General features: G+C 62.6%; 13 protein-coding genes. 9 read left to right on the top strand and 4 right to left on the bottom strand.

The window, feature by feature from the left end; all coding sequences use genetic code 11:
- Positions 1 to 169: 169 nt before the first annotated feature.
- A complete protein-coding gene (locus tag HX851_RS00145; protein ID WP_177058324.1) occupies positions 170 to 739 on the top strand; it encodes a xanthine phosphoribosyltransferase in 570 nt (189 codons plus the stop codon).
- 30 nt (positions 740 to 769) lie between these two features.
- Here the strand turns inward: HX851_RS00145 and HX851_RS00140 are convergent, their stop codons facing one another.
- Positions 770 to 1,438 carry a response regulator gene (locus HX851_RS00140; protein ID WP_177058495.1) on the bottom strand — a complete coding sequence of 223 codons (669 nt, stop codon included), beginning with the start codon at positions 1,436 to 1,438 and terminating at the stop codon, positions 770 to 772.
- 299 nt (positions 1,439 to 1,737) lie between these two features.
- On the opposite strand from HX851_RS00140, the gene HX851_RS00135 reads away from it, so the two are divergent.
- From HX851_RS00135 to HX851_RS33510, 8 genes are all read left to right on the top strand, one after another.
- Positions 1,738 to 2,301 (top strand): fimbrial protein, encoded by a 564-nt coding sequence (locus HX851_RS00135; RefSeq protein ID WP_177058325.1) that lies wholly within the window; start codon positions 1,738 to 1,740, stop codon positions 2,299 to 2,301.
- A gap of 61 nt (positions 2,302 to 2,362) precedes the next feature.
- A complete protein-coding gene (locus HX851_RS00130) occupies positions 2,363 to 3,133 on the top strand; it encodes a fimbria/pilus periplasmic chaperone (protein ID WP_177058326.1) in 771 nt (256 codons plus the stop codon).
- A 19-nt stretch (positions 3,134 to 3,152) separates the two neighbouring features.
- Positions 3,153 to 3,932 (top strand): fimbria/pilus periplasmic chaperone, encoded by a 780-nt coding sequence (locus tag HX851_RS00125; RefSeq protein ID WP_177064502.1) that lies wholly within the window; start codon positions 3,153 to 3,155, stop codon positions 3,930 to 3,932.
- Between the two features lie 136 nt (positions 3,933 to 4,068).
- Positions 4,069 to 6,672: a fimbria/pilus outer membrane usher protein gene (locus HX851_RS00120; RefSeq protein WP_177064500.1), complete on the top strand. Its 2,604-nt coding sequence runs from the start codon at positions 4,069 to 4,071 to the stop codon at positions 6,670 to 6,672.
- 73 nt (positions 6,673 to 6,745) lie between these two features.
- Complete coding sequence (locus HX851_RS00115; protein ID WP_218173382.1) at positions 6,746 to 7,687, top strand: fimbrial protein; 942 nt, start codon at positions 6,746 to 6,748, stop codon at positions 7,685 to 7,687.
- Between the two features lie 23 nt (positions 7,688 to 7,710).
- Positions 7,711 to 8,238 carry a fimbrial protein gene (locus HX851_RS00110; protein ID WP_177064498.1) on the top strand — a complete coding sequence of 176 codons (528 nt, stop codon included), beginning with the start codon at positions 7,711 to 7,713 and terminating at the stop codon, positions 8,236 to 8,238.
- A 56-nt stretch (positions 8,239 to 8,294) separates the two neighbouring features.
- On the top strand, positions 8,295 to 8,816 hold the full coding sequence (locus HX851_RS00105) for a fimbrial protein (protein ID WP_177064495.1): 522 nt from the start codon (positions 8,295 to 8,297) through the stop codon (positions 8,814 to 8,816).
- Positions 8,817 to 8,887: 71 nt separating this feature from the next.
- Positions 8,888 to 9,910 (top strand): fimbrial protein, encoded by a 1,023-nt coding sequence (locus tag HX851_RS33510; protein ID WP_256262788.1) that lies wholly within the window; start codon positions 8,888 to 8,890, stop codon positions 9,908 to 9,910.
- A gap of 7 nt (positions 9,911 to 9,917) precedes the next feature.
- Here HX851_RS33510 and HX851_RS00095 read toward each other — a convergent pair whose 3' ends face one another.
- The 3 genes from HX851_RS00095 to HX851_RS00085 form a co-directional block, all read right to left on the bottom strand.
- On the bottom strand, positions 9,918 to 11,840 hold the full coding sequence (locus HX851_RS00095) for an acetyl-CoA hydrolase/transferase C-terminal domain-containing protein (protein WP_177064493.1): 1,923 nt from the start codon (positions 11,838 to 11,840) through the stop codon (positions 9,918 to 9,920).
- Between the two features lie 136 nt (positions 11,841 to 11,976).
- Complete coding sequence (locus tag HX851_RS00090) at positions 11,977 to 12,402, bottom strand: c-type cytochrome (protein ID WP_369680887.1); 426 nt, start codon at positions 12,400 to 12,402, stop codon at positions 11,977 to 11,979.
- Between the two features lie 175 nt (positions 12,403 to 12,577).
- Positions 12,578 to 13,126 (bottom strand): cupin domain-containing protein, encoded by a 549-nt coding sequence (locus HX851_RS00085; RefSeq protein ID WP_177064671.1) that lies wholly within the window; start codon positions 13,124 to 13,126, stop codon positions 12,578 to 12,580.
- Positions 13,127 to 13,233 lie beyond the last annotated feature (107 nt).

Raw genomic sequence — 13,233 nt, 5'->3', positions numbered from 1 at the left:
GCTCGAGCGTGGGAATGCAGCCCGTGACGCTGTGGGAGCGGGCTTGCCCGCGAAGCTTTTGAAGCGGACGCAGAGCGTCCATCGCGGCGTTACCACGCGGAGCGTGGGAACGATCGGATATTATTATTTTTTCTATTTTCAGCGTAAATGCGCTACTTGAGGACGTTCCGTGGAAGCACTGCATAAGAAAATTCGCGAAGAAGGCATCGTGCTTTCCGATCAGGTCCTGAAGGTCGACGCCTTCCTGAACCACCAGATCGACCCGCAGTTGATGAAACTGATCGGTGACGAATTCGCCACGCTGTTCGCCGACTCGGGCATCACCAAGATCGTCACCATCGAAGCCTCGGGCATTGCCCCGGCGATCATGACCGGACTGAACCTCGGCGTGCCGGTGATTTTCGCCCGCAAGCACCAGTCCCTGACCCTGACGGAGAACCTGCTGTCGGCGACCGTCTACTCCTTCACCAAACAGGTGGAAAGCACCGTGGCGATCTCCCCGCGCCACCTGACCAGCAGCGACCGCGTGCTGATCATTGATGACTTCCTGGCCAACGGCAAGGCGTCCCAGGCGCTGATCTCGATCATCAAGCAGGCCGGCGCGACCGTGGCGGGCCTGGGCATCGTGATCGAGAAGTCGTTCCAGGGCGGCCGCGCCGAACTGGACGCCCAGGGCTATCGCGTGGAATCGTTGGCCAGGGTGAAATCCCTCGCCGGTGGCGTGGTGACCTTTATCTGATAACCGCGACCAGGCGGCGCGGGCCCGCAATCAGAAGCCCATCGCGCTCGAATCCCGTAGCGAACTGGACAGCTTGAACAGTTCGCTGTCGGTCTTGATCCCCAGCTTGCGGTAGGCCGACTGTTTCTGTGTGCTGATGGTATTGGCACTGCGCGAGAACTTCTCGGCAATCCCGTTCACCGACATGCCATCGAGAAAACAGCGCAGCACTTCCCGCTCCCTGGGCGAGAGGATGTCATGGGCACAAACGGGCGCCAGCTCGTTGACGTTCGCTGCCTCGTACACCTCCTTCTCCGATACCGTGGCAACCTCCCTGGCCATGATCGGGTGCAGATAGATCTTGCCCCGGGCCACGGTGCGGATCGCCGCCGCCAGCCCGTCCAGGCGCTGGGTCTTGCCAAAGAACCCCCAGCTCCCGGCCCGCAGAGCCAGGGACACCGTCGCCGGCGTGTAATGGGCCGAAAGCACCAGCGGCCGGCAATCGGGATAACGCACCCGCAGTGCGCGGATCAGGTTGATCCCGTCGATCTCCGTCGGGCCGAGCATGAAATCGATCACCAGGATATCCGGCTGCCTGATGGCCAGGGCGGCGAGCAGCTCCTTGCCCGTGGAAAAGGAGCCGACAACCTCGAGGTCAGGCTCCTTTGACAACCACAGGGAAGTACCCACCCTTATCAGTTCGTGATCGTCCAGCAGCATGACTGTGTAGGAACCAGGGACTGCGCTAGTCATCTTTTTTTAGACCTCCCGAGAAAGAGCCGAGCCAACAGATAAGGGGCGTGGCGAATACCTACAGAACTTTCAGGCTTATAGCACCCAGCGCCGAGAGCACAAACGGAAAGCCCTTCGAGAAATCACGAAACTGCCGCGTTTCGAGTTATCTCGATGTTCCCCCGAGCCCGGCTACGCGAGAGTAGCGGCCTCATCCGACAGGCTACCACCCTCCCCCCGGAGGGCTGCCGGAAGGGAAATCAACTGAAACCATTCAAGGTAATTCCATGAAAATCTCCCAAGTCTCTGCCGCCGTGTCTCTCGCCCTGGCCGCGCTCATCGCCCTGCCGGCTTCCGCCGCCAATGACGGCATCATCAACTTCAACGGCCTGGTAACCGACGTGACCTGCACCATCGAAGGTGAAGCGCCGGGCGGCGGTAGCGTGGTCAAGAACGTCGACCTGGGCGGCGTATCCGCGGCCCGCCTGACGAACGCCGGCGACCGCGCCAACCTCACCGGTTTCTCGATTCGCGTCGGCGCGCCGGGCGAAACCGCTTGCACCAACGGCCGCACCGCACTGGTCGCGTTCGACCCGACCAGCCCGGCCATCGACGTCGCCACCGGCCGCCTGAACATCGACAGCACCGGAGACGCCGCCAGCAACGTGCAGGTCGAGGTGACCCAGCGCGACGGCACGCCGATCCACGTCTACACCGAGAAGTCCGAAGGCGTGGTCATCGCCGACAACCAGGCGGTCATTCCCCTGGCCGCCCAGTACTACGCCACCGGTGCCGCGGGCGAAGGCCTGGTCGCCACCCGGGTCGGCTTCATGGTCGAGTACGCCGACTAAGCGTCATCCAACGGACCCGCGCGCCCTTGCGGGTCCAGCCTTCAACACGAGAGCTTCGCCAATGAACAACCTGGTTCGTTCGGGCATGGTCGCCTGTGCCTTTCTGACGGCATCGCTGCACGCTACTTCCTCGTTTGCCGCCGTGGTCATCCATGGCACACGCGTGATCTATCCCGCCGAACAGCAGGAAGTCGTGGTCCGGCTGGAGAACAAGGGCGAACGCCCGGCCCTGGTCCAGCTCTGGCTCGACGATGGTGACAAACGCGCGACACCCGCGACCGCGCAGGCGCCCTTTACCGCGATACCGCCGATCCTGCGCATCGAACCGAAAAAGCAGCAGGCCCCGCGCCTGCGCTATACCGGCGAGCCGTTGCCCACCGACCGCGAAAGCCTGTTCTGGCTCAATGTGCTGGAAGTACAACCCACCGTGACCGATGCCATGGACAGGAACCTGCTGGAACTGTCATTCCGCTCCCGCCTGCGCGTGTTCTACCGACCGCAGGGGCTGCCCTATCCGAAGGGGGCCGCGGCACCGAGGCTGAGCTGGAAGCTGGTGCGGCACGAAGGCGGCCACGCCCTGGAAGTCGTCAATCCCACGCCGTATCACGTCTCGCTGGGTTCGGTCGAACTGGTGGGCAAAGGCCACAACGAACGTTATCCAAAGGCGCCGAACAAGGAGGCCAACGACAGCCTGTTGCTGCCATCCGGCGATATCAAGCGCTTCCCGTTGCCCGCCCTGCGCACCCCGCCCAGCGGTGCCCTGAAGGTCGAGTTCACCGCCATCAGCGACTTCGGCGCGCGCGTCAGCCACAGCGCCGACATCACCTCTTGAACCGGACCGACCCGTACTCATGAACACACTCCAGCGCAGCGGCACGACCGCACGCCTCGTCATCCTGCTCTCCCTGGCGGCCCTGATACTGAGCACCAGCTTCATGACGCAGGCCAGCGTCATCATCACCGGCACCCGGGTGGTGTATCCGGCGAACCAGAAGGAAGTGACGATACGCTTCGAGAACAAGAACCAGAAACCGGCCCTGGTACAGGTCTGGCTGGATACCGGTAACGAGGAGGTGGCCCCGGAGCAGGCTCGCGTGCCGTTCCTCGCCACCCCCCCGATCTTTCGCATCGAGCCGGGCAAGCAGCAGGTCGTACGGCTGGCCTATACCGGCGAACCGCTGCCCACGGACAAGGAGAGCCTGTTCTGGCTCAACATGCTGGAAGTCCCGCCCAAGGCCCAGGACTCGGCGGAGAGCAACCAGTTGCAGCTGGCTTTCCGCACTCGCATCAAGGTGTTTTTCCGGCCTAAGGACCTGCCCTACGAATCCGCGCAGGCTGCGGAAAAACTGCGCTGGACCCTGGTGAACAGCGAACAGGGACAAAGCCTGCAAGTGCACAACCCGACACCCTACCACCTGAACTTCGACTCGGTGGAACTGGTCGCGGCCGGCCAGCGCCATGCCAAACCGGTCGGCCAGACCGGGCCGGAAAACATGGTCGACCCGAAGGCGGATAACCGTTTCCCCTTGCCGAGCCTCAAGTCTATGCCGAAGGCCGGCGCCTGGATCGAGTTCCAGACCATCGACGATTACGGCGCCCGGCACTCGCACAAGGCCCAGGTCACGCCATGACCGGCTGAACCAGCGCCTGGCACGCCAGGAACACCAACCAGCAAAGAGATTCCCGCCCCGTCCGCGACCAAGAACGCGCGACGGTCGGGCCCGGCTTGCCCGAATCCGGCAACACACAAGGTTTGGAACGTTAGCGATGAGATCGAAGACCCAGTCTGTACCCGGCGTATTGCCCACCCCGCGCAACCGCCTGGCCCACGCCATTCACAGCCTCCTGCTGCTGGCAGCCGGCAATGCCCTGGCCGCGGACGGGGTCGAGCGGGTGGAGTTCAATCCGGCGTTCTTTCCCGGTGGTGGCGGACAGATCGATATCTCGCGCTTCAACGAAGGCAACGTGGTCCTGCCGGGCCAATACCGCGCGGATGTCTCCATCAACGGCAACTGGATCGGCCGGGAAGAACTGACCTTCGCCGCCGTCGAGGGCCGTAACAATGCCCAGCTCTGCCTGGAGCGGCCCCAGTTGACAAGGCTGGGGATCGATCTCGATGGCATCGCACAAAAGGCCGCCGAAGCCGGTGAAACCATTCCGCCGGTGTTACCGACCCTGCCGACCTGTGGCGACATCGGCACCTACATACCCGGCGCCAGCGTCAACTTCGATGCAGGTGAAGGACGGCTCGACCTGCAAGTGCCACAGCTCTACCTCTCCCGCACGGCACGCGGCTACGTCAGCCCGGAGCACTGGGACACGGGCGTGAATGCGGCATTCGTCCGCTACAACGCCAACGGTTTCATGAACAACAACCAGGGCCGCTCATCGTTCTCCAACTACCTGGGGCTGCACACCGGACTCAACCTGAACGGTTGGCACCTGCGGCACAACGGCGCCTACAGCAGCAACTCGGCCAGCAGCGGCTACCAGAGCAGCGCCACCTATGTGCAACGGGAACTGCCGCAGTTGCAATCGCAATTCATGACCGGCGAGATCTACACCACCGGCGAATTGTTCGACAGCATCCGCCTGCGCGGTATGACCTTGTCCACCGACGACCGCATGCTGCCCGACTCGTTGACCGGCTACGCCCCCATCGTCCGGGGCGTGGCCGAGACCAACGCCCGAGTCAGCGTGCGCCAGCGCGGCATACTGCTGGACGAAGTCAGCGTGCCGCCGGGCCCGTTCGTACTCAACGACCTGTTCCCCACCGGCTACGGCGGCGACCTGGAGGTCACCGTCACCGAGGCCGACGGTCGCAAGCGGCAGTTCATCGTGCCATTCGCCTCCAATGTGAACCTGATCCGACCGGGTTATAGCCGCTACTCCCTGAGCTTCGGCGAGATGGACGAACTCGGCCTCGACAGCAAGCCCTGGCTGACCCAGGGCACCTTCCAGTACGGTCTCAGCAACCTGGTCACCGGTTATGTCGGCGCATTGGTCTCGCAAGGCTATCAATCGCAACTGCTGGGAGCGGCGTTCAACACCCCGGTGGGAGCGATTTCCCTTGACCTGACCGCCTCCCAGGCCGAACTGCCGGGGCTTGCCAATCGCCAGGGCCAGAGCCTGCAAGCCCGCTACAACAAGAACTTCGCCGACACCGGGACCAACTTCGCCCTGGGTGCCTTCCGCTACTCCACCGACGGCTTCCTCAGCGCCCGCGACACCGCGCAACTGCGCGAGATCGCCAGCAAGGGCGGCGACCTGGAAGGCGTGAGCCGGGTGCGCGAACGCCTGGATATCAGCCTCAACCAGAGCCTGGAACAGGGCTCGGTCTTTCTCACCGGCTCGTCGCAGAATTACTGGAACCGCAAGGGCGGCACCCTGAGCTTCACCGCCGGCTACAGCAGTTCCTGGCAACGCGTGAACTACACCATCAGCGCGCAGCGCAGCCGCGACCTGCTGACCGAGCGCAGCAGCAACCAGATCGACCTCACCGTCAGCCTGCCGCTGGGCTACTCGAACCGCGCACCGAACCTGTGGAGCAATCTCAGCCGCGGCGACCGCCAAAGCAGTGCCCAGGCCGGTCTCAGCGGCACCTGGGGCGAACGCAGCGAGATCAACTACGGGGTCTCGGCCGGCCATGCCGACAACGGCGTCGGCAACAGCTTCAACGCCGACCTGCAATACCGCAGCCGCTATGCCGTGGCCTCCACCGGTTTCAGCCAGGGCAACGGCTATCACTCGCAATCGGTGGGTTTGTCCGGTGGCCTCGTGGCTCACGCCGACGGCCTGACCCTGACCCCGGAACTGGGCGACACCATCGGCCTGGTCAACGCACCCGGCGCCAAAGGCGCCTGGGTCGGCAGCAACAACGATGCCCAGGTGGACGACAACGGTTACGCGGTGGTGCCGCACCTCACGCCGTACCGCCAGAACGTGGTCGAGCTGGATCCGCGGGACATGTCCCATGACATCGAACTCAAGTCCGCCTCGCACAACGTCGCTCCCCGGGCCGGTTCCGTGGTGGTGCTGAAGTACGAGACCAGCACGGGTCGGGCCGTGATCATCACGGCCACCCGCGACGATGGCAGCCCGCTGCCCTTCGGTGCCGATGTGTTCGACGAAAGCGAGGCCAACGTCGGCGTGGTCGGACAGAACAGCATGGCGTTTGTCCGTTTGCCGCACGAAAGCGGCCGGTTGACGGTCAAGTGGGGCCCGACCGGCACGGACACCTGCCGGATCGACTATGACCTGAGCACGCTTGCCGAGGCGGAAGGCTTGCGTCAAATGAATGGGGAGTGTCGGGCAGATATACCCGAGACACCTCGGGAGACTCCGACTGATACCACTGCGGATGAGGCTTGATCATGGTCACGCCTACCTGCTCCAGAAACGCTCCGTCCGACAGACTCCAGCCATTGTTCAAGCGAGGTGGAAAATGAAAGGCACCATCCAGTCGGTTTTCGCATTGCTGGCCCTGTTGCTGCCTGTGGCGGCCCAGGCGGCTTGCAACTATTACCCGAACAACCCCCGCAGCAGCGTGACGTTTCCCGCCACCATCAGTGTGCCGTCAAGTCTGCCAGTGGGCGCCATGATCACCAAGGCATCCTTCAGTGGCCCATACCCCAGCGGCACCAGCACCTGTACCCCGCCCATCATGCAGCAAACGACCGGGCGCTACACGATCGCTGCCGGAGGGGCGCTTCCAGGGGTGGCGAATGTCTATCGAACCAATGTCCCCGGGATTGGCGTACGGGTCCATGCGACGCTCAGGGGAGGCGTCCCCTACTCACTCCCCCTCCATAGCAGCTCTATTGCACTGAGCCACACAACCTATGACCACACCGTCGTTACGCTGGAGGCGCAGTTCTACAAGATAGGCAACATCTCAAACGGTACCGTCCCCAGCGGCAACCTCATGGTGAACAGCTGGGATGGGCGCACCATCCATACGGTTGTACTGAACAACGCCGTCAGCTTCGTCGCCCCCACCGCCACCTGCGACCTGGCCACCAGCGACGTTACCCGTACCATCACGCTGGACCCCGTGCGAATCGCGAATTTCACCGGCATCTCCACCGGCCTCAAGTACTTCGACCTGACCGCCATCTGCAGCAACGCCTCGAACGTCACCTTCCGGTTCACCGGCACGCCGGCGTCCGGAAACGCCGCGCTCTTTGCCAACACCGGATCGGCTGGCGGCGTGGGTCTATGGCTGCATACACCAAACCAGACCGTCAGCCACAACAGCACCCGCACCGTGGCGGTATCAGCCAACCGCGCCGTGCTGCGACTGGGGGCGGAGTATCACAAGACCACCGGCGCCCTGACCAGGGGCACGTTGGTGAGCACCGTCACCGTCAACATTTCCTACAACTGAGCAGACCAGCAAGGACCCCGGCAATGAAAGCACCTCTTTTTGCACTCTCCCTGGTGATCGCCGCCACAACCATCACCGGCACCGCCCAGGCGGTCCCGACCGGCAACCTGACCTTTCGCGGGAATATCGAGGGCGGCACCTGCCACCTGGCCACCAGCGACGTCGACCGCACGATCAACCTGCCCAATGTCAAGGTAAGTGATTTCGACAGTGTCGAGTGGACTGGGCTCCGGGAGTTCAATCTGACCGCCAACTGCGACTCGGATATCAGGAATGTCACCTTCACCTTTTCCGGAAAGCCGGCACCCACCTCCCCCACACGTTTCGCCAATGACGGCAACGCCAACGGCATCGCCACGGTGATTCAGTCGCGCATCGGCGGAAGTGTCTACAACTTCCCGGCCAACGGCAACGCCACCGCCCGCTCGCGAACCATTCCAGCAAGCTCTGGCCGTGCGGTACTGCCCATGGGCGCCCACTACATAAAAATCGGCACCGTCTCCAAAGGCTCGCTGCTGACCACGGCCTCCGTGACCATTACCTACAACTGACGCCATCAAGCCCTACCTGGGAGCAGCCTCCAGTCGGCCCGAACGGACTACACCCCATGAAAACCTACCTGATACCCCTGGCGCTGACGGTCGTGGCCATTGCCCAAGCCTCGGCCACCGAGGTCCTGAACCCGGGAAACCTGCGGATCGAAGGCACTGTCGAGGGTGGCACCTGCAACCTGATTGCCGACGATATCGAGCGCTCCATCCCCCTGCCACCAGTCAGGGTCGGTGACTTCGCCAACGCCGAATCGGCGGGCCACAAGCCCTTCGAGCTGAGCGCCCGCTGCGACGCGGATATCAACAGCGTCACGTTCACGTTCTCCGGCATCCCCTCACCCTCGGATCCCGCCCGGTTCCTCAACACCGGCGATGCCGGCGGCCTGGGGCTGTGGCTGTACTCGCGCCTGGGAGGCGTGCAGCAGACCCTCCGCGCCGATGGCAGCGACAGTACCCGCACCCTGTCACCAAGCGGCGGTCAGGCGGTGCTGCCGTTGGGGGCGGCGTACTGGAAGTCAGGTGCGGTGCGCGAAGGGACGCTGGAAAGCCAGGCGATCGTGGAAATCACTTACAACTGAAACCGACAACAGGTTCGGGTAGACAGCGTTTGCAGGTCCCAGGAACCCCAGAGACCATAAGCAGTGAAAACATGAACAAACCTTACAAGACCCTATCCGGAGCGGCGCTGCTCTTGTCCCTATCCGGGCAGGCATTTGCCGCGTGCACGTCTTCGGTCTATCACCCCGGAGGATATTCCGGTGATATTGGCACGGTCACCGTGACGGATATCAATGCGTCCGTCGGTAGCCCGCTGACCGGCTGGCGGGACTTCCCCAGTGCCAGCCATGGAACCAAGCGGGTCAGTTGGTATTGCGATAGCCGTACCGACGTGAAATTCAGTGCCCAAGGCGCTGCCGGTGCGGTATCGACCTACAACGATGGTTCCCGATCCTACAGCGTCTATCCAACAGGCATGCCAGGCATCGGGATTGTCTTCAGAACCAATGGCAACACTCAGGTCGGTGCGCACAATACGATCACCGGGATCCGGAGTAACACCACACAGCGAACCTACAGTCAGACCAATCTTTCGGCGAGCAACAAGACCTATGCCTATGAAATCGACTACAGGCTGATAAAAACCGGGACCATCGCTTCCGGCAGCATTGTTCCCCGGGTGATTGCCAGGACTTGGTGGGAACCGACACCCTCGCATTTCAACCCCCGTGAATACAATATCCTGCTGGGTCGGGGCACCATTATCGCGCCGGTGCCGACCTGCGACCTGGCGACGGGTGATGTCAATCGCACGGTGCCCCTGGACACCATCCGGCTCTCGAACTTCACCGGCACCTGGCTGGCCAAGAAGACCTTCGATATCAGTGCCGACTGCCGCAATGCCTCCAACGTGACCTTCAGGTTCACCGGTACACCAGCCACCGGCAACGCAGCGCTGTTCAGAAGCACCGGTACCGCCACCGGTGTCGGCCTGTGGCTGTACTCGCGGATCGGTGGCGTCGAATCAACCCTCAGCCACAACGGCTCGCGCACCGTGACGGTCTCCGGCAATCGCGCGGTGCTGCCACTGGGCGCGGCCTATCACAAGACCACCGGCACGGTCAGCAAAGGCACGCTGGTCAGCACCGTGACCGTCAACATCAGCTACAACTGACGGCCCTCTAGCCGGCAGTGGCCTGCAACCCCGCCAGCAGCAGACGCTGGTACAACTCCTCGCGCAGGCCTTGCGGTTGCGTCAGGCCCATGCGCTGCAAGTGTTCCGGGAATGCCGAAGGCTCGGGCGCCTCCAGCGTCGCCTTGCCCAACTCGAACACCTCGCTCAGCTTGAACTTGCTCTTGAGCCAATTCAGCGCCCGTAGCAGGTCACGTTCCTCGGCGCTGAAATTGCTGCCCAGCGGATACTCCGGAAACAGCTGCGGATGCCGTGCCCGGATCGCCTGCAGGCGCTCCGGACAGTTATCGGCAAAACGTGGATCGAGGCGGAAATCCTTCGGCAGCTTGCCGACCTTCTGCGCCTCCTCGATGAGCCCGGCCTGGAACCGCGAATCACTGATATTAAGCAAAGCCTCGATCACCGTCGCGTCATTCTTGCCGCGCAGGTCGGCAATCCCGTACTCGGTCACGACGATATCGCGCAGGTGCCGGGGGATGGTGCAATGCCCATACTCCCAGACGATATTCGAACTGACCTCGCCGCCGGACTCGCGCCAACTGCGCAGGATCAGTACCGAACGCGCACCTTCCAGTGCATGCCCCTGGGCGACGAAGTTGTACTGCCCGCCCACCCCGCTGAGCACCCGCCCGTCTTCCAGTTGGTCGGCGACGCCGGCCCCGAGCAGCGTCATGGTGAAGGCACTGTTGATAAATCGCGCATCGAGGCGTTGCAGGCGCTTGAGCTCCTCCTGGCCGTACAACTCGTTAATGTAGCTGATGGCGGTCATGTTGAACTCGGCGAGCCGTTCCTTGGGCAGCTCCCGCAGGCGCTGGTAAAAGCTCTCCGGCCCGAGAAAGAAACCGCCGTGCACAACGATGCCGCCGAGCGCCGTGGTTTCGTCGAGCAACCCGGCATTGGCCTGGCGCTGCCGGGCGATATCGGCGTAGACCTTGCGCCGCACGATCCCCGCATCCGCCAGCACCAGCAGGCCGTTGACGAACATCTCGCTGCAACCGTAGAGCCCACGGGCAAAGGGCTCGGTACCGCCCTGCCGGTCGATCAGCGACTTCCACGGCAACACGTCGATATCGGCCAGCAGCGCCCGATACCCTTCGTTGTCCGCGTGACGGGCCAGCAGTGCCGCCGTCAGCGCGTCGCCCATGGAGCCGATGCCGATCTGCAGGGTCCCGCCATCACGTACCAACGTACTGGCATGCAGGCCTATAAAGTGATCCTGGCAGTCCACCGGCATGTTCGGGGTGGAAAACAAGGTACTTTGCTCCTGCTCGTCGATCAGCAGGTCGAAGGCTTCACGGTCGATTTCCGAATCACCCGGCATATAGGGCAAGTCGTCATGGACCTGGCCCAGCAGCAGGATGGTTTCCCCGGCCGCTCGGCGCCTGGCGATCATCGGCAACAGGTCGAGGGTGATATCCGGGTTGCAGCTCAGGCTCAGCCGATCCGGCTGCTGCGGATCGGCGGCAACCAGCTGGGCCACCAGATTCAGGCCGCTGGCATTGATATCCCGGGCCGCGTGGCTGTAGTTGCTGCTGACATAGTCCTGCTGGGCCGCGGCACTATTGAGCAGACTGCCCGGCTGCATGAAGAACTGCTCGACATGGATATTCGACGGCAACGTGTCACGGTGCAGGTCGGCGAGGAAATCCAGTTCCGGGTAATCGCCGAACACCCGCTCCACGAAGGGCTCGAGAAAGCGCCGTTGCAAACCATCGCCAAGGGACGGACGGCCCAGGCTCAGGGCCGTATAGATCGTCAGCCGGCGCTCCGGCGATTGGCTGACACGTCGGTACAAGGCGTTGACGAAACGATTGGGTTTGCCCAGCCCCAGGGGCATGCCCAGGTGGATATGCGCCGGCAACCGCACCAGCACCTCGTCGACCGCTTGCTCGATAGAACAGTTGCGTACCATCCGATCCTCCCCACCTTTCCCTGAATTGAGGTTGGACCGAGCTTGCCCGGTCTTTGCTGCAAATGACAGCCACAAGATGTAAACGCCAGACACGAAAAAGCCGCTCGAAAGCGGCTTTTTCAGCGCGGGACCCGCGTTATTTCAGGCCGGACATCTTGCCGATGGCGCCTTTGAGCTCGTCATCGGAGCAATCGGCGCAGGTGCCTTTTGGCGGCATCGCGTTGATCCCGGTGATGGCCTTGGCCAGCAGGCCATCCAGGCCGCCCTGTTCCTTGGCACGCTTGCCCCAGTCGGCCGCATCGCCGATTTTCGGCGCGCCCAGCAGACCGGTGCCATGGCAGGCATTACAGTGCTTGGCAATCACCTCGTCGGGCGTCTTCGCCCCGCCGCCGCCGGCCGCGACCGCGACCTCCATCCCCTTGCATTCCTGGCCCTGGACACAGACCTGGCCGACCGGCTCCAGGCGTTTGGCAATATCGTCGTTCGTCGCAGCTTGAGCGCTGACAGCCCATAGGGCCAACACGGTTGCTGGTACGGCCAGCATTTTCATAATTGGATTCACGCGTACACCCTCAATGGTGGCTAATCACACCCCGAACCACGGTTTCGCAGGCGGGCGTGAGTATAGCGGTAAGACCGCCACTGCGAAACAACCCCTGTAGTTACAGGGGTATTACCGCAATCGCCTGTCCGTACTGCCGGGCGCCTTGCAATCCCTGACCTGGCGCCTCTGGTTATCAGAAGTTGGCGGGTGTCGCTGCGCTGATTAGTCGCGCCGGTATATCGAACGGATTGCGAAAGCGGTGCGGCTTGGTACTTTCGAAATAGTAGCTGTCGCCCGCTTCGAGCACGAAGGTTTCCAGGCCGACCACCAGTTCCAGCCGCCCTTCGACCAGAATGCCGGTTTCCTCACCTTCGTGAGTCAGCATTTCCTCGCCGGTATCGGCGCCTGGCGGATAGATTTCGTTGAGAAACGCGATAGCGCGGCTCGGATGGGCTCGCCCGACCAGTTTCATGGTCACGGCGCCATCGGAGATGTCGATCAGTTCGTTGGCTTTGTAGACGATCTGCGTCGGTTTTTCCTGGAGAATCTCTTCGGAAAAGAACTCGACCATCGACATGGGAATGCCGCCAAGCACCTTTCTCAGCGAACTGATCGAAGGGCTGACGCTGTTTTTCTCGATCATTGAAATGGTGCTATTGGTGACGCCCGCACGCTTGGCGAGTTCACGCTGAGACAGACCTTTCAGTTTGCGGATGGATTGCAGTCGTTCACCGACGTCCAATGCGGCAGCCTCCCAGGGATTCAGGCAGTTGTTGTAATTGAGCGATATCATGGCATAGCGTTCAGTATTTACAACACTTTGGCCCGAATCCCCTTCGGCACAAACTC

It is taken from the genome of Pseudomonas gingeri, from assembly GCF_013385635.1.
In the GTDB taxonomy this organism is placed as follows: Bacteria; Pseudomonadota; Gammaproteobacteria; order Pseudomonadales; family Pseudomonadaceae; genus Aquipseudomonas; species Aquipseudomonas gingeri_A.
The sequence above is the reverse complement of the archived record's forward strand: the minus strand, read 5'-3'. Positions and strand labels throughout refer to the sequence as shown.